Genomic DNA, 16,376 nt, shown 5'->3' with positions numbered 1-16,376 from the left:
CGCGCTGCGCCCGATGGCCGGCTGCCGCCGAACGGCCCGACGCGTGCCGGCCTGCGCCGGCGCGACCAGTATAGGCAGCGCCGCAGCCCGGCAACGCGGTACGGCGCTTATACCGCCCATCGCGCGGCATCGCGGCGCGGACATTCGACCGATTGCGCCGGATGCAGAGGGCGGTGCGCTAAGTCATTGAGCGGGCACGGATTTTATCACGCCGCCGCCAATGCTGCCGGGCACGCGAGACCCGCCCCAAACGAAAAACCCCAAGAACCTGACGATTCTTGGGGTTGGAACTGCTGGTGGCCTGGGGCGGAATCGAACCACCGACACGCGGATTTTCAATCCGCTGCTCTACCAACTGAGCTACCGGGCCAACGAAGAAACGAGAGTATAGCGACCTCTTTTGAACTGTACAAGCCCTTTTCGTGAAATTTTTTACGCCGCGCCTTCGGATGGCTTCTTGCCGAGTTCGACGCCGAGCTGCTTGAGCTTGCGATACAGGTGCGTGCGTTCGAGGCCGGTCTTTTCCGCGACGCGCGTCATGCTGCCGTTCTCGCGCGCGAGGTGGTATTCGAAGTACGCGCGTTCGAACGCATCGCGCGCTTCGCGCAGCGGAATGTCGAACGGAATCGCGGCCGTCTGGCCCGCGAGGCCGAGCGCCGCTGCGACGTCGTCGCCGAGCGTCGGCAGCGCAGCCGCCGACGCGACCGCTGCGGGCCCCGCCGCCTGCCCGGCGCCGGCCTTCGCCGCCGCATTCGCGGACACCGGCGCCGCGCCGCGCGCGAGCCCGTGCTCGACGGCCTTCAGCAGCTTCTGCAGCGCGATCGGCTTCTCGAGGAAATCGAGCGCACCGATCTTCGTCGCCTCGACGGCCGTGTCGATCGTCGCGTGCCCGGACATCATGATTACCGGCATCGTCAGCAGGCCTTGAGCCGCCCATTCCTTGAGCAGCGTGACGCCGTCGGTATCCGGCATCCAGATATCGAGCAGCACGAGATCGGGCGCCTGATTCAGCCGGTATTCCCGCGCAGCCTGCGCGTTCTCCGCCGCCTCGACGACGTGTCCTTCGTCGCTGAGGATCTCCGAGAGCAATTCCCGGATGCCCATTTCATCATCTACCACCAGGATGGTTGCCATTTACGCTGCCTTTGTCTGCTCACTTGCTTTTGTCTTCGTCGAGGCCGACCGTCCGGCGGCCGGCTTGCCGGCGGCCGACGCCGCCGCGGGCGCCGCTCCGTCGGGCCCCGCATTCGGCGCATCGCTCGCCATCTGCAGGAACAGGATCGACACCTGCGCACCTTCGACGGTCTCGCCGTGCATGCGATTGCGCAGATCGATCCGCGCGCCATGCTCGTCGACGATCTTCTTGACCGTGGCCAACCCGAGCCCCGTACCCTTCGCCTTCGTCGTCACGTAAGGCTCGAACGCGCGCGTCAGGATGCGCGCCGGGAAACCGGGCCCGTTGTCGGACACGGTAAGACGAACCGCGACGCGCGTTTTGCCCTCGGCGTCGGGGTCGCCATATTCTACTGTCTTGGTTTCGATCAACACACGCGGATGCTCGGACTCCGCGACCGAATCCTGCGCGTTCTGCAGCAGGTTGTGTATCACCTGACGCAGTTGCGTCGCATCGCCGCGAATCACCGGCAGCGACGGCGCGAGCTCGACGACGATCGGATTCTTGCCTTCACCGACGCCGTACAGCCCCAACACTTCGCTCACCAGATCGTTCAGCTGCAGGTTCGCGAGCACGGCCGGCGGCGTGCGCGCGTATTCGCGGAAGTCGTCGACCATCCGCTTCATCGCGGCCACCTGGTTGACGATCATCGTCGCGCCGCGCTTGAGCACGTCCGCGTCGTGCGGCGCGAGCTTGTCCGACAGCTTCATCTGCAGCCGTTCGGCCGACAGCTGGATCGGTGTCAGCGGGTTCTTGATCTCGTGCGCGAGCCGGCGCGCCACCTCGCCCCATGCGACCGAGCGCTGTGCGGAAATCACGTCGGAGATGTCGTCGAACACGACGACGTAGCCCGACGTCTGCGGATCGTCGGCCTGCCCTTCGACCGTCGACACGAGCCGCGTGCCGCGCACGAGCAGCGTCAGCGGATCGGTCTCGCCCGGCACTTCGACCGCGAACTGCTGCTGCCAGTGGCCCGTATCGCCGCTGCCGCTGTCGGACGCCGCCTCGCGATCCGCGAAGGCCTTGCGCACCATCGCGCCGAACCCGGCGACGACGCCGATCTGGTCGAGCGTCGTGCCGATCAGCGAATTGAACGGCTGCCGGAAAATCCGCTCGGCGCCGCGGTTCGCCGTCGTGAGCCGGAACTGGCGGTCGAGCACGAATACGCCGGCCGTCAGGTTCGCGAGAATGCTTTCGAGATAGGCCTTCGAATGCTCGAGCGCGATCCGGTTCTTCTCGACCGCAAGCCGCGCCTCGGACAGCTGGCGCGTCATCGCGTTGAACGACTGCGTAAGGAAGCCGAGCTCGTCGCGCGTCTTGATCTCGCGCTTCGGCGTGTAGTCGCCTTCGGCGACTTCCTTCGTGCCCTGCGCAAGCAGGAACAGCGGCCGCGCGAGCTGTTGGCCGAGCGCGAGCGCAAGCATCATCGCGATGAAGGTCGCGAGGAACAGCGCGAGCGTCAGCGTGCCGATGTACATCTTGCGCAGCCCCGTGCGGCCGAGCGATTTCTCCTGATATTCGCGATAGGCACGCTGGACGGCGTCCGCGTTGTGCGCGAGCGTCGGCGGCACCGGCTGCGTGAGCTGCAGGAAGCGTTCGGCCGGCTGCAGCATCGACGTCGTTGCGTCGGGAATCGGCCGCACGACGCGCAGCCGCAGCGCGCCTTTCGCGCCGTGCGCGCGCGGATCGCCGTCGACTTCGCCCTCGATCGCCGCATACGCGCCGTGCTCGCGCGCCTGGCTCAGCATCAGCGGCGTCGGCAGATCGTCCGGAATCAGCGCCGCGAAATTGCCCGACGCCTGCGCGACGATATGCAGATCGGGCGACGCACCCGAGCCGCCGCGGCTCGGCTCGACGATCGTCGCGTCCTGCACGCCGAACTGGTCGCGCAGGCGCAGCAGCGTGAGCGTCGTGCCGTTCGTGTTCGCGTCGACGCTCGCGAGCTGATCGGACATCAGCCGCGCCTTCGTCTGCAGATCGGACAGCGACGCGTCGAGCATCCCGCGGCCGAGATTCAGGCCGGCCGTCAGCGCGGTTTCGACGTTCACGTCGAACCACGACTCGATGCTGCGCGACACGAACTGGTACGACACGATATAGATGATGCCGCCCGGCACGACACCGACGAGCGCGAAGAAGATCGCGAGCTTCGCGAGCAGCCGCGTGCCGAACTTGCCCTTCCTCAGGCGCACGACGATCATTCCGATCAGCCCGAGCACGACGAGCAGGAACACGAGCGCGACGATGATGTTCGCCGCGTACAGCCACGAGTAGTAGCGATCGAAGAATTCGGTGTTCGCGCTCGCCGCCGCGAGCAGCACGAGCAGCAGCAGCGCGGTGATCGCGACGGTCGACACGATCACGCGTATGAGGAGGCTCTTTCCGCTCGTCGCGCGGCGCACTTTATTTAGCACGTTCGGCCACCGTGAACGTAAAGCGCTTCCAGTCCGAGGCCAGTGTCCAGTCGCGGTTGTTCACCGCGTCGACCTGGAACGGCTTCGGCATCAGCGCCGTGTCGAGCTGCATCCGCACCGACGCCGTGTACGTCTCGCCGGCACGCACCTGGTTGCGGTCGATCACGTGCCACGACGTGATGTGCTTGACGACCGCGAGCGCATCCTTCAGCGTGCCGAAGCCGAGCTGCAGGCCGCCCGTCGACACGCGGTATTCGCGCGTGAGCGGCTGGAACGACAGGCGGATCGTCTGCGACACCGACACCGGCTGCTCGTCGAACCAGTACCAGCGCGCGCGGCTCAGTTCGAAGTCGGTCGTGAAATAAAGCGGGATGCCCTTGTTCACGGCATCCTCGAGGTTCGGGTTCAGTTCGAAATCGAAGCGGGCGTCGAGGCTCCAGCCGTTTCCGTCGGCCTGCAGCGAGGCGCGCTGCACGGCAATCGATTCGGCGTGCGCCGGCCGCACGATGGCCACGCACAGCGTCAACGCGACCAGCAGGACGGCCGCGAGCCGAAGTGGAAAAAGGTGTTTGATCGTCACCGTTTCTGAAACCGCGCGTAGAAAAATCCGTCGTGATCGGTGGTCGGGTCGGGCACGCCGGCAGTGCCTTCGCTGCCCGCTCCGCCCGAAGCGGCACGCGGCAGCAGCTGGCCGGGCGCGTCCAATCGTACCGCATCTTCGCAGGCCGCTTCAAACCAGCGCGCCTGCTGCTCGCCTTCTTCGGGAAAGATCGAGCACGTGACGTACAGCAGTTCGCCGCCCTGCTTCAGGAGCGGCCACAGCGCTGACAAGATGCGTCGCTGTTCGGCGACGAGCGCCGGGATGTCGGCCTCGCGGCGCAGCCAGCGGATGTCCGGATGACGTCGCACGATCCCGGACGCCGAGCACGGGACGTCGGCCAGGATCCGGTCGAACGGTCGGCCGTCGTACCAGGTGTCGGGCGCGCCCGCGTCGCCGACGCGCACATCGGCCGCGAGCGACAGCCGCGCGAGGTTCTCGCCGATGCGCGTCGCGCGGCTCGCGTCGCTTTCGAGCGCAACGACTTCCGCGTCGGCGAGTTCGAGGATATGGCCGGTCTTGCCGCCCGGTGCTGCGCAGGCATCGAGCACGCGCATGCCGTCGCGCGCGCCGAGCCATTCGGCCGCGAGCTGCGCGCCCGCATCCTGCACCGACACGACGCCGTCGGCGAAACCCGGAATGCGCTCGACCGGCAACGCCGATGCGAGCCGCACCGCATGCCGGCCGATCGCGGCGGCCTCGATTCCGTTATCGCGCAGCGTGCCGAGATACGCGTCGACGCTCGCGCGACGTGCGTTCACGCGCAACGTCAGCGGACCTTGCCGGTCGCCGGCCGCGAGTATCGCCTGCCAGGCGTCGGGCCATGCGCGCTTCACGGCGTCGATCCACCATGCGCGGTAGTTCCATTGCGCGACCGGATCGGCATGCATCGCGGCGACGAGTGTGTCGCGCTCGCGCAGAAAGCGTCGCAGCACGGCGTTCACCATCCCCTTCGCAAACGCATACTCGCGCCGCGCGCCGATGGCGGTCACGGCCTGATCGACGACCGTGAACGGCGGATACGCCGCTTCGCCGTCCGCGTCGAGCAGCAGCGCGAGTGCGCCGGCGAGCACCGCATGTACGTGTGCGGGCGGCGCCTTGCCGACGAGGCGCGCGATCAGCCAGTCGACGCTGCCGAGACGACGCATCGTGCGATACGCGACGTCCTGCGTCGCACCGCGCGCGAGCGCCTGCGCCCCCGATGCCATCTGCGCGAACACCGCGGAGAGCGCGGCCGGCAACGCGGTGCCGCGCCGCACCGCGTCGACGGCCTGCGCGGCCGCGTCCAGCGCGAAGCCGAGCGAGTCGGGCGCGACACGCAATGCCGACAGGCGCGCGGCGCGGCCGGAAGAAGACGGGGAGGCGGAACGGGTTCGTGTCATCGGGGCGAAATCGGCAAGCGGGGCGGGAGCCGGGCGACGCCGACGCCGCGCCGATCCCAAACCGCGCATTGTAGCGTGCGACCGGATGCGGCCCGGACGACACGCAAATGAATCACCCCGCAGCGCGACGCATGCGGGGTGATGGGGGAAGGACCGCGGAACAGGCGCCGCGAACGGGCGCCGTCAGTCGAAGCGGCCGGTGCGCGCCATTTCCATCAGCCGCGCGATGCGCTCCTCGGTGGCCGGGTGCGTGGAGAACAGATTCTGCAGACCGCCGCCGTGAAGCGGGTTCATGATCATCATCTGCGCGGTGGCCGGATGCGCCTCGGCCGCCTGGAACGGGATGCCCGCCGCATAGCGATGAATCTTGTCGAGCGCGCTCGCGAGCGCCTGCGGGTCGCCGGAGATCTGCGCGCCGCCACGGTCGGCCTCGAACTCGCGCGCACGCGAGATCGCCATCTGAATCAGCGCGCCCGCGATCGGCGCGAGCAACGCGACCGCGATGCCTGCGATCGGATTGACCGGCCGGCCGTTTTCATCGCGCCCGCCGAAGAACATCGCGAAGTTCGCGAGCGCCGAGATCGCACCGGCCATCGTCGCAGTGATCGTCGAGATCAGGATGTCGCGGTGCTTCACGTGCGCAAGCTCGTGCGCCATCACGCCGCGTATCTCGCGCTCGGACAGCACGCGCAGTATGCCGGTGGTCGCCGCCACGGCCGCATGCTCGGGGTTGCGGCCCGTCGCAAACGCGTTCGGCGCATCCTCGTTGATCAGATAGACACGCGGCATCGGCAGGTTCGCGCGCGTGGCCAGCTCGCGGACCATCCGGTAGAACTGCGGCGCCGTGTTCTCGTCGACCTCCTGCGCGTTGTACATGCGCAGCACCATCTTGTCGGAGAACCAGTACGAGAAGAAATTCATGCCGAGCGCGAACAGCAGGGCGATCGTCATGCCGCGCGAGCCGCCGATCATGCCGCCGATCACGATGAACAGGGCCGTGATCGCGGCCATCAGCATCGCCGTTTTGACCCAATTGAACATACCCACTCCTTATCCGTCGGGGAAACCCGCCGTCACGATGTGCGGCGGGAAATTGTAAGCGATCTGTTAGATAAGGGCTCGCCGGAAAAATTCAATTTCAGCGCTGCGCCGTCGCGAGCCGCAGGCCCAGCCCGACGAACGCGCTGCCGACCGTGCGATCGAGCCATTTCTTGACGCCGGGCTTGCCGGAAAAGCGCTGCGTGACGCTGCCCGCGACCCACGCGACCATGCCGCTCCAGATCGTGCTCATCGTGACGAACACGGCGCCGAGGGTCAGAAACGCGAGCGTCTTGTGCGGGCTGTCGGCCGCCACGAACTGCGGGAAGAACGACACGAAAAACAGCACGACCTTCGGATTCAGCACGTTCGTCCAGAAGCCCTGCAGGAAAAGTTGGCGCAGCGGCTTCGCGGGCGACGCGGAGGCGGTGCCGGCGTCCGAGGTCGCGGCGGCGGGCTTCGCAAGCACCATGCGCACGCCGAGATAGATCAGATAGGCGGCGCCCACCAGTTTGATCGCGGTGAACGCGGCCGCCGATGCCGCGAGCAGCGCGGTCAGCCCGAACGCGCATGCGAGCACGTGCACGCAGCAGCCGGCCGAAATGCCGAGCGCCGACATCAGGCCCGCGCGGCGGCCCTGCGCAACGCTGCGGCCGACGATGTACGCGGTATCGGGACCGGGCGTGACGTTCAGCAGGAACACCGCTGGCAGAAAGAATCCGAAATGGACGATGCCGAACATGAAAGCCTCGCAACTGGGAATGCCGGGAAATTCTACGCGCGCCGGACAGGCCGCGCGACTCGGCCGAACGGCCGATTGCGCGCGGTCCGCGCACCGTGTCGAATGGCGTCTCGCCGGCCGCTCAGCCCGCGTCGGGCAGCGCGAAGCGCTGGCCTGCGGCGAGCGGCGAGCCGGCGAGGAATTCGCGTGCCGGCAGCCGCTTGCCGCCCGGCTTCTGCAACTGCGTCACGCGCAGCGCGCCGGTGCCGCACGCCACGATGACGCCGTCCGGCGCCGCTTCGACGATCGTGCCGGGCGCCGCGTCGCCGCGCCCCGTGGCGGGCTCGGCCGCCCAGATCTTGATCGCGGCGCCGTCGAGCGTCGCGACGCCGCCGGGGAACGGATCGAACGCACGCACCTGGCGCGCAAGCACGTCCGCGGGCTTGCGCCAGTCGAGCGCCGCTTCGTGCTTGCCGATCTTTTCCGCGTAGGTCACGCCGTCGGCCGGCTGCGGCGTCGCCGCGAGCGTGCCGTCGCGTTCGAGCCGCGCGAGCGCGTCGACGATGAGCTGCGCGCCGTCGGCGGCGAGCCGGTCGTGCAGCGTCGCCGTCGTATCGTCGGGCGCAATCGCGCTGCGCGATGCCTGGATCATCGCGCCGGTGTCGAGCCCGGCGTCCATCTGCATCAGCGTGACGCCCGTTTCGGCATCGCCCGCCTCGATCGCGCGGTGGATCGGCGCGGCGCCGCGCCAGCGCGGCAGCAGCGACGCATGGATGTTGATGCAGCCGTGGCGCGGAATGTCGAGCACTTCCTGCGGCAGCAGCAGCCCGTATGCGGCGACGACCATCACGTCGTGCGGCGTCGCGCGCAGCAGCTCGATCGCCTCGACGGCCTCGGCCGGATACTTGCCGGCGCGGCGCAGCGACGGCGGCTGCGCGACGGGCAGCCCGTGCTCGAGCGCGTAGCGCTTCACGGCGCTCGCCTGCAGCTTCATGCCGCGCCCGGCGGGCCGGTCGGGCTGCGTGAGCACGAGCGGCACCGCGAAACCGGCGTCGTGGATCGCGGCCAGCGCGGCCGCGGCGAATTCCGGCGTGCCGGCAAAAATCACGCGCAACGTATGGGTCATGACAGCGTTCGGGGTCGGTCTCGGCGAACGCGCGTCACATCGCGCGTTCGAGTTTCTTCATCTTCGTCTTGATCCGGCTCTGCTTGAGCGGCGACAGGTATTCGACGAACACGCGGCCCATCAGGTGGTCCATTTCGTGCTGGATGCATACCGCGAGCAGGCCTTCGCAGTCGAGCTCGAACGTCTCGCCCTGCTCGTTGAGCGCCCGCACGCGCACGCGGTCCGGGCGCTCGACTTCATCGTAGATGCCGGGCACCGACAGACAGCCTTCTTCGTAGACCTGCTTGCCGTCGCTCGACCAGATGATCTCGGGGTTGATGAAGGCGCGCAGCTCGTTCTTGTCTTCGGACACGTCGATCACGATCACGCGTTCGTGCACGTCGACCTGCGTGGCCGCGAGGCCGATGCCCGGCGCCGCGTACATCGTCTCGGCCATGTCGGCAACGAGCTTGCGGATGCGGTCGTCGACCTTGTCGACGGGCTTCGCGACCTTGTGCAGCCGCTTGTCGGGGTAATGAAGAATGTTCAGCAAAGCCATGGTCTTTCGGTATTCGGTGAAGCGGTGTGCCGCATCGGCCATCCGGCCGGCTGGCGCTGCCGCCGCGATGCAATGAAGATGAGGCGGATGCGCGGCGAATCAATGCCGCGGATCGCGCCTCCTGCATTCGGCCGCGCGCCTGCGCACGCGGCCTCGACGAGTATTTCGGATGATGAAAATTTTATCATGGCGTCACGCCGCTCGCTGGCCGCTTCCGTCGAGGGAAATCTCATGTCGCCGCAAGCGCTGACGCGTGCCGGGCTGCGCGCATGGCTGCAGCTCGCGCACGCACCGTCGCTGCCGCCGGCCGTGCTGCGCGCACTGCTCGACGCATTCGGGTCGGCCGACGCACTGCTGCGCGCGCCGGACGATGCGATCGCCGCGGCGAGCAGCCCGACCGCCGTGCGCGCCGTGCGCGCGAGCGAGCGCGCCGATCTCGACGCGCGCACCGATGCCGCACTCGCGTGGCTCGACGTGCGCGGCAACGCGATCGTCACGCTCGACGATCCGGCCTATCCGCCACGCCTGCGCGATCTGCACGATCCGCCGCCGCTGCTATATGTAAAGGGGCGGCTCGACCTGCTGCACGCGCGCGGCATCGCGGTGGTCGGCAGCCGGCATGCGACGCCGCAGGGGCTCGCGGACGCGACGCGCTTCGCGCGTGCGTTGTCGGATGCGGGGCTCACGGTCGTGTCGGGGCTCGCGCTCGGTATCGATGCAGCGGCGCACCAGGGGGCGCTCGACGGCCGGTCGAGCACGATCGCGGTAATCGCGACGGGCGCCGACCTGGTCTATCCGGCGCGCCACCATGCGCTCGCGCATGCGATCGCCGCGCACGGTGCGATCGTGTCCGAATGGCCGCTCGGCACGCCGGCCCGCGCGTCGCACTTTCCGCAGCGCAACCGGCTGATCGCGGCGCTCGCAATCGGCGCGCTCGTCGTCGAAGCCGCGCCGCGCTCCGGCTCGCTGATCACCGCGCGACTGGCGAACGAACTGGGCCGCGACGTATTTGCGATGCCGGGCTCGATTCACGCGCCGCTCGCGCAGGGCTGCCATGCGCTGATCCGCGACGGCGCGAAGCTCACCGCGACGCCGCTCGACATCCTCGAGGAATACGGGCTCGGCGAGCCAGCAGCGCGCGGCGCGCACACGTGCGCCGAATCGGCCGCCGGCGATGCGCGCGCGAACGTCGGCGTGGCGGACCTCCACGACGTGACCGCTGCCGCAGCGTCGCCACCCGCCACCGCGCCGCCGGACACCGCCGCGGCCGAAGCCGCCGCCGAAGCCGCCGCCGAACTGCCCGCGTGCCCGGCCGAGCAGGCCGTGCTGACGGCGCTCGGATATGGCCCCGTGACGTACGAATGGCTCGCCGAGCGCTGCAGGCTGCCCGACGACGCACTGCACCGCGCGCTGCTCGCGCTCGAACTGGCCGGTCGCGTCGCGCCGCTGCCCGGCGGCCGCTACGGTCGGCTCGACGGGCCGCCCAACCCTGCTGCACGCGGCGTGCTACATTCCCCCGCATAGCGGCGGCCGTGCCGCCGACGACATTCGAAGGAAACTCATGCCCGCGCTGAATCTCGACACCGACGCCGATCGGATCGCCGAGCGTCTCGCCGATCCCGCCACGCTGCTCGTCGCCTGCCTGTGCGCCGAATGGTGCGGCACCTGCCGCGACTACCGTACGCTGTTCGACCAGCTGGCCGACGCGCATCCGGACGCGTGCTTCGCCTGGATCGACATCGAAACCCATGCCGACCGGCTCGACGACCTCGACGTCGAGAACTTCCCGACGATCCTGATCGAGGACGCCCATACGGCCCGCTTTTTCGGTACGGTACTGCCGCACGCGGCGATCGTCGAACGCATGCTGTCCGACCTGACCGCCGTGCCCGGCGCGCCGCACGCACCGAAATTGCGCAACGTGCTGACGGTCGAGGCCTGAGCGCGCCCGGCCGCGCGCATTTTTTCACGAGTCGGCGTTCGCGCGTTTGGCCTTGCGCCGTACCGGGCGCTTGCCGCCGCTGCGCCCCCCCTCTATGATGGGCCGCTTTTTACACGTCCGGCCGCCGTCGCGGCGGCGTGTGCTATAAAGCCGTCGTAAAAGGGACCCACACCGGCGAACCCGGTCTACCAACACACATCTGTCATGTCCAAAGCACTGATCATTGCGGAAAAGCCTTCTGTCGCGAACGACATCGCGCGCGCTTTGGGCGGCTTTACCAAGCATGACGAATACTTCGAAAGCGACGAATACGTGCTTTCGTCCGCTGTCGGCCACCTGCTGGAAATCGCCGCTCCGGAAGAGTACGAGGTCAAGCGCGGGAAATGGAGCTTCGCGCATCTGCCCGTCATCCCCCCGCATTTCGACCTCAACCCGATCGCGAAAAGCGAGTCGCGCCTGAAAGTGCTGACGAAGCTGATGAAGCGCAAGGACGTCGATCGCCTGATCAACGCATGCGACGCGGGGCGCGAGGGCGAGCTGATTTTCCGCCTGATCGTGCAGCACGCGAAGGCGAAGCAGCCGGTCCAGCGCCTGTGGCTGCAGTCGATGACGCCGCAGGCGATCCGCGACGGTTTCGCGCACCTGCGCAGCGACGCCGACATGCAGCCGCTCGCCGACGCCGCGCGCTGCCGCTCCGAAGCCGACTGGCTCGTCGGCATCAACGGCACGCGGGCGATGACGGCCTTCAACAGCAAGGGCGGCGGCTTCTTCCTGACGACCGTCGGGCGCGTGCAGACGCCGACCTTGTCGATCGTCGTCGAACGCGAAGAGAAAATCCGCCGTTTCGTCCCGCGCGACTACTGGGAAGTGAAGGCGGAATTCGCGTGCGCGGCCGGCTTCTACGAAGGCAAGTGGTTCGACCCTAAATTCAAGCGCGACGAGTTCGATCCCGAGAAGCGCGATTCGCGGCTCTGGAGCCTGCCGGCTGCCGAGACGATCGTCGCCGCGTGTCGCGACCAGGTCGGCACGGTCAGCGAGGAATCGAAGCCGTCGACGCAGCTGTCGCCGCTGCTGTTCGACCTGACGAGCCTGCAGCGCGAAGCGAACAGCCGTTTCGGCTTCTCCGCGAAGAACACGCTGGGCCTCGCGCAGGCGCTGTATGAAAAGCACAAGGTGCTGACCTACCCGCGTACCGACGCGCGCGCCCTGCCGGAGGACTATATCGGCACGGTGAAGTCGACGCTCGAGATGCTCAAGGAGAGCCACAACTACCTGCCGCACGCGAAGCAGGTGCTCGACAAGGGCTGGGTCAAGCCGAACAAGCGGATCTTCGACAACTCGAAGATCAGCGATCACTTCGCGATCATCCCGACGCTGCAGGCGCCGAAATCGCTGTCCGAGCCCGAGCAGAAGCTGTACGACATGGTCGTGAAGCGCTTCCTCGCCGTGTTCTTCCCGGCCGCCGAATACCGCGTGACGACACGCATCACCGAAGTCGCCGGCCATCACTTCAAGACCGAAGGCAAGGTGCTCGTCGAGCCGGGCTGGCTGCAGGTCTACGGCCGCGACGCCGAAGGCGCCGACGCGAACCTCGTGCAGGTGCAGAAGGACGAGAAGGTGAAGACGGACGAGATCGCCGCCGTCGCGCTCGTCACGAAGCCGCCCGCACGCTACTCGGAAGCGACGCTGCTGTCGGCGATGGAAGGCGCGGGCAAGCTCGTCGAGGACGACGAACTGCGCGAGGCCATGGCCGCGAAGGGCCTCGGTACGCCGGCCACGCGGGCGGCGATCATCGAAGGCCTGCTCGGCGAGAAATATCTCGTGCGCGAAGGCCGCGAACTGATCCCGACCGCGAAGGCATTCCAGCTGATGACGCTGCTGCGCGGGCTCGGCGTGAAGGAACTGACCGCACCCGAGCTCACGGGCGAATGGGAATACAAGCTGTCGCAGATGGAGCGCGGCAACCTCGGACGCGACGCATTCATGCAGGAAATCGCGCGCATGACGCAGCAGATCGTCAAGCGCGCGAAGGAATACGATTCCGACACGATTCCCGGCGATTACGCGACGCTCGAAACGCCCTGCCCGAACTGCGGCGGCCAGGTGAAGGAGAACTACCGGCGCTTCGCGTGCACGAAGTGCGACTTCTCGATCTCGAAGATTCCGGGCAGCCGGCAGTTCGAGATCGCCGAAGTCGAGGAGCTGCTGCAGAAGAAGGAGATCGGTCCGCTGTCGGGCTTCCGCAGCAAGATGGGCCGTCCGTTCTCGGCGATCCTGAAGCTGACGTTCGACGACGAAATCAAGAACTACAAGCTCGAGTTCGATTTCGGGCAGGATCAGGGCGGCGACGAAGGCGAAGCGCCCGACTTCTCCGCGCAGGAGCCGGTCGGCACGTGCCCGAAGTGCAAGGGCCGCGTGTTCGAGCACGGGATGAGCTACGTCTGCGAGCACTCGGTCGCGAACCCGAAGACGTGCGACTTCCGCTCCGGCAAGGTGATCCTGCAGCAGGAAATCACGCGCGAGCAGATGGCCAAGCTGCTTGCGGACGGCCGCACCGATCTGCTGCCGAACTTCAAGTCGTCGCGCACGGGCCGCAACTTCAAGGCGTACCTCGTGAAGCAGCCGGACGGCAAGATCGGCTTCGAGTTCGAGAAGAAGGAGCCGAAGGCGGCCGCCGCGAAGAAGACGGCGAAATCGGCGACGAAGGACGCGGAGACCGTCACCGAAGGCGCCGACGAGAAGCCGGCGCCGGCACGCAAGACCGCCGCACGCAAGACGACAACGCGCAAGACGGGCTCGTAACGAGCGCCGCCGCGAGTCGCGCGTGCGTCGCGGCGGCTCGCCAGCCCGCCGGCCCGTCGGGCCGTCGGCCAAACAAAAAACGCGGATCGATCGCTCGATCCGCGTTTTCTTTTTGGCGCCTCCGTTCGGGCGCCCGCGCGTCGCCGTTACAGCGGCGACGGCGCCGAGACGCGCTGACGGCCTGCGCGCGGCAGCCGCGGCGACAGGTTCGGATCCGCCGGTTCCGGCTGCTCCGCACGCGTTTCGACGCCGATCGGCGGGAGCGTCGCGCCCTGCGCGGCCCACTGCTCGCCCATCGTCGCGTCGGTCGACTTGCTGAAGTACTCGACGAGGTGATCGATGAACGTGCGCACCTTCGCCGGCAGATGGCGCCGGCTCGGATAGGCGATGTTGATCTCGACCTGCGGCAGCTTGAAATCGGGCAGCAGCCGCACCAGCGCACCGCGCGCGATGTCGCCGCCGATCAGGTAGCTCGGCAGGATCGCAACGCCCATCCCGAGCAGCGCGAACTGCCGCAGCATCGCGGTGTTGTTCGCGACGATCACGTTGGTCGGACGCACGCGCACTTCGCCATCCGGCCCGGTAAACACGCGCTCGTCGCCCCAGTATTCGGTCGGCAGACTCAGGCTCGGATGCTCGGCGAGCTGCTCCGGATGCGTCGGCACGCCGTGCTTTTCCAGATAGCTCGGCGTCGCGCATACCGTCATGCAGCCCGTGGTCAGACGCCGCGTGACGATGCTCGCGCTGCGCATCTGTCGCGTCACGACGATGCCGACGTCGAAGCCTTCCTCGACGAGGTCGACCTGCCGATCGACGAGCGTCAGATCCGGCACCACTTTCGGGAACTGCTCGGTGTACGACTGCAGCACCGGTGCGAGGTTATGCAGGCCGAACACGACGGGCGCGACGATGCGCAGCGTGCCGACCGGCTCGTGATTGCGCGCGACGACCATCTGCTCGACGTCTTCGAGCTCGTCCAGAATCTGGCGCGCACGCTCCAGATAGACCTGCCCCGATTCCGTCAGCGAAAGGCTGCGCGTCGTGCGATTCAGCAGCCGCGTGCCGAGCCGGCCTTCGAGATCGGCGACATGGCGCGTCGCGACTGCGTTCGAGATATCCATTGCACTCGCGGCCCGCGCGAAACTGCCGAGATCCGCAACCTTGACGAACACGCGCATCGACTGCAAATGATCCATAAACGACTCCTGCCGCTGTTACAACTTCAAAAAGTTGAAGCAAATGCGTAATTCTCCTACGACAGCGGAAAAGATGCAGAGTTGCCTATCGCGTCCGCGAATCGAGATAAAAACCATCAAACATCCTTGGTGTGCGCGGATAATTGATCCAATTATTCTGGTTGGAGCAACAATTGGGTGAATCTCGTCCGCCAGGCGGCCGAATCAGGAAGGACGTATTTGATGCGACACAACATCGCACCCCGGCGGTCGACGTTGCGCGGCGCCGGGACGGCCGCGGCCGATTGCGGCGGAGCGTAACAACCTGTTAAAAAGGCCCCACGGGCGCGGCCGGCGTAGCATCATGTCGGCCCCGGCCGCGCGGGACAGGCGCGCTGTGCGCCGCCGCTGCCGGATTCAACGCGCAACACCACCCCGCTCACCATGAAAATTGCCATCCTCGACGACTACCAGGACGCCGTCCGCAAGCTGAACTGCTTCGAGATGCTCGCCGACCACGACGTGAAGGTCTTCAACAACACGGTGCGCGGGCTGGGGCAACTCGCGAGCCGCCTCGCGGAAGTCGAGGCGCTCGTGCTGATTCGCGAACGCACACCGATCTCGTCGCAACTGCTTGCCAAATTGCCGAATCTGCGCATGATCAGCCAGACCGGCCGTATTTCGAGCCATATCGATCTCGACGCGTGTACCGACCGCGGGATCGCGGTGCTCGAAGGCACCGGCTCGCCGATCGCGCCGGCCGAACTGACGTGGGCGCTCGTGATGGCTGCGCAGCGCCGCATTCCGCAATACGTCGCGAACCTGAAGCAGGGCGCGTGGCAGCAGTCGGGGCTGAAGACGTCGGCGCTGCCGCCGAACTTCGGTCTCGGCCAGGTGCTGCGCGGGCAGACGCTCGGCATCTGGGGTTACGGCAAGATCGGCCGGCTCGTTGCCGGCTACGGCAAGGCGTTCGGGATGAACGTGATGATCTGGGGCCGCGAACATTCGCTCGAGGCCGCGCGCGCGGACGGCTACACCGCCGCCGAGAGCCGCGAAGCGCTGTTCGAGCAGAGCGACGTGCTGTCGCTGCACCTGCGGCTGCATGACGACACGCGCGGGATCGTCAAGCAGGAAGACTTGATGCGGATGAAGCCGACGTCGCTGCTCGTCAACACGAGCCGCGCGGAACTGCTCGAGGAAAACGCGCTCGTCAACGCGCTGTCGCACAACCGGCCGGGGATGGTCGCGATCGACGTGTACGAAAGCGAGCCGATCCTGCAGGGCTACAGCTTGCTGCGGATGGAAAACGTGATCTGCACGCCGCACATCGGCTACGTCGAACGCGAAAGCTACGAGCTGTATTTCAGCGCCGCGTTCAAGAACATCCTCGCGTTCGACCAGGGCGACACGTCGAGCGTCGTCAACCCCGAAGCGCTGCTGCCGGTCCGCAAGCGCTGATCACACGC

General features: G+C 67.4%; 13 protein-coding genes and 1 tRNA gene. 4 read left to right on the top strand and 10 right to left on the bottom strand.

The window, feature by feature from the left end:
• Window positions 1-294: 294 nt before the first annotated feature.
• The 9 genes from BCR55_RS07920 to def all read right to left on the bottom strand — a co-directional run bounded on the left by BCR55_RS07920 (window position 295) and on the right by def (window position 8,991).
• Window positions 295-370, bottom strand: a tRNA-Phe gene (locus BCR55_RS07920).
• 62 nt (window positions 371-432) lie between these two features.
• Entirely contained in the window at window positions 433-1,134 is a 702-nt protein-coding gene (gene esaR, locus BCR55_RS07915; RefSeq protein ID WP_006401851.1) for a response regulator transcription factor EsaR, read from the bottom strand.
• Complete coding sequence (esaS, locus tag BCR55_RS07910; RefSeq protein WP_012214364.1) at window positions 1,135-3,588, bottom strand: sensor histidine kinase EsaS; 2,454 nt, start codon at window positions 3,586-3,588, stop codon at window positions 1,135-1,137.
• Window positions 3,578-4,168: a DUF4390 domain-containing protein gene (locus BCR55_RS07905; RefSeq protein ID WP_006401849.1), complete on the bottom strand. Its 591-nt coding sequence runs from the start codon at window positions 4,166-4,168 to the stop codon at window positions 3,578-3,580. The genes esaS and BCR55_RS07905 overlap by 11 nt, the downstream gene beginning before the upstream one ends.
• Complete coding sequence (rsmB, locus tag BCR55_RS07900; RefSeq protein ID WP_065494418.1) at window positions 4,165-5,568, bottom strand: 16S rRNA (cytosine(967)-C(5))-methyltransferase RsmB; 1,404 nt, start codon at window positions 5,566-5,568, stop codon at window positions 4,165-4,167. The genes BCR55_RS07905 and rsmB overlap by 4 nt, the downstream gene beginning before the upstream one ends.
• A 183-nt stretch (window positions 5,569-5,751) precedes the next feature.
• Window positions 5,752-6,609: a zinc metalloprotease HtpX gene (gene htpX, locus BCR55_RS07895; RefSeq protein WP_053297820.1), complete on the bottom strand. Its 858-nt coding sequence runs from the start codon at window positions 6,607-6,609 to the stop codon at window positions 5,752-5,754.
• A 97-nt stretch (window positions 6,610-6,706) separates the two neighbouring features.
• Window positions 6,707-7,348 carry a LysE family translocator gene (locus BCR55_RS07890; RefSeq protein WP_006407221.1) on the bottom strand — a complete coding sequence of 214 codons (642 nt, stop codon included), beginning with the start codon at window positions 7,346-7,348 and terminating at the stop codon, window positions 6,707-6,709.
• A 121-nt stretch (window positions 7,349-7,469) separates the two neighbouring features.
• Entirely contained in the window at window positions 7,470-8,453 is a 984-nt protein-coding gene (fmt, locus tag BCR55_RS07885) for a methionyl-tRNA formyltransferase (protein WP_006407222.1), read from the bottom strand.
• Between the two features lie 34 nt (window positions 8,454-8,487).
• Complete coding sequence (gene def, locus BCR55_RS07880; protein ID WP_006410713.1) at window positions 8,488-8,991, bottom strand: peptide deformylase; 504 nt, start codon at window positions 8,989-8,991, stop codon at window positions 8,488-8,490.
• Between the two features lie 186 nt (window positions 8,992-9,177).
• Here def and dprA point away from each other — a divergent pair, with 186 nt between their 5' ends.
• The 3 genes from dprA to BCR55_RS07865 all read left to right on the top strand — a co-directional run bounded on the left by dprA (window position 9,178) and on the right by BCR55_RS07865 (window position 13,735).
• Window positions 9,178-10,515: a DNA-processing protein DprA gene (gene dprA / locus BCR55_RS07875; protein WP_175403814.1), complete on the top strand. Its 1,338-nt coding sequence runs from the start codon at window positions 9,178-9,180 to the stop codon at window positions 10,513-10,515.
• A gap of 37 nt (window positions 10,516-10,552) precedes the next feature.
• Window positions 10,553-10,933 carry a thioredoxin family protein gene (locus BCR55_RS07870; protein WP_065494417.1) on the top strand — a complete coding sequence of 127 codons (381 nt, stop codon included), beginning with the start codon at window positions 10,553-10,555 and terminating at the stop codon, window positions 10,931-10,933.
• A 204-nt stretch (window positions 10,934-11,137) separates the two neighbouring features.
• The gene (locus BCR55_RS07865) at window positions 11,138-13,735 is read left to right on the top strand and encodes a DNA topoisomerase III (RefSeq protein ID WP_006401840.1); all 2,598 of its coding nucleotides are present in this window, start codon (window positions 11,138-11,140) and stop codon (window positions 13,733-13,735) included.
• 146 nt (window positions 13,736-13,881) lie between these two features.
• Here the strand turns inward: BCR55_RS07865 and BCR55_RS07860 are convergent, their stop codons facing one another.
• Window positions 13,882-14,931, bottom strand: a complete 1,050-nt coding sequence (locus BCR55_RS07860) for a LysR family transcriptional regulator (protein ID WP_006401839.1) — start codon at window positions 14,929-14,931, stop codon at window positions 13,882-13,884.
• Window positions 14,932-15,354: 423 nt separating this feature from the next.
• Here BCR55_RS07860 and BCR55_RS07855 point away from each other — a divergent pair, with 423 nt between their 5' ends.
• Window positions 15,355-16,368 carry a D-2-hydroxyacid dehydrogenase family protein gene (locus tag BCR55_RS07855; protein ID WP_006401838.1) on the top strand — a complete coding sequence of 338 codons (1,014 nt, stop codon included), beginning with the start codon at window positions 15,355-15,357 and terminating at the stop codon, window positions 16,366-16,368.
• The last annotated feature ends 8 nt before the right edge of the window (window positions 16,369-16,376 follow it).

Origin of the sequence: Burkholderia sp. CCA53, from assembly GCF_001685525.1 — a bacterium.
Classification (GTDB): domain Bacteria; phylum Pseudomonadota; class Gammaproteobacteria; order Burkholderiales; family Burkholderiaceae; genus Burkholderia; species Burkholderia multivorans.
Note: the sequence above shows the minus strand (reverse complement) of the source record. Positions and strands in the feature narration are given on the sequence as shown.

Coding starts and splice junctions, on each gene's coding strand:
- esaR (WP_006401851.1), bottom strand. CDS start 1,134: ATGGCAACCATCCTGGTGGTAGATGATGAAATGGGCATCCGGGAATTG.
- rsmB (WP_065494418.1), bottom strand. CDS start 5,568: ATGACACGAACCCGTTCCGCCTCCCCGTCTTCTTCCGGCCGCGCCGCG.
- htpX (WP_053297820.1), bottom strand. CDS start 6,609: ATGTTCAATTGGGTCAAAACGGCGATGCTGATGGCCGCGATCACGGCC.
- BCR55_RS07890 (WP_006407221.1), bottom strand. CDS start 7,348: ATGTTCGGCATCGTCCATTTCGGATTCTTTCTGCCAGCGGTGTTCCTG.
- fmt (WP_006407222.1), bottom strand. CDS start 8,453: ATGACCCATACGTTGCGCGTGATTTTTGCCGGCACGCCGGAATTCGCC.
- def (WP_006410713.1), bottom strand. CDS start 8,991: ATGGCTTTGCTGAACATTCTTCATTACCCCGACAAGCGGCTGCACAAG.
- dprA (WP_175403814.1), top strand. CDS start 9,178: ATGGCGTCACGCCGCTCGCTGGCCGCTTCCGTCGAGGGAAATCTCATG.
- BCR55_RS07870 (WP_065494417.1), top strand. CDS start 10,553: ATGCCCGCGCTGAATCTCGACACCGACGCCGATCGGATCGCCGAGCGT.
- BCR55_RS07865 (WP_006401840.1), top strand. CDS start 11,138: ATGTCCAAAGCACTGATCATTGCGGAAAAGCCTTCTGTCGCGAACGAC.
- BCR55_RS07860 (WP_006401839.1), bottom strand. CDS start 14,931: ATGGATCATTTGCAGTCGATGCGCGTGTTCGTCAAGGTTGCGGATCTC.
- BCR55_RS07855 (WP_006401838.1), top strand. CDS start 15,355: ATGAAAATTGCCATCCTCGACGACTACCAGGACGCCGTCCGCAAGCTG.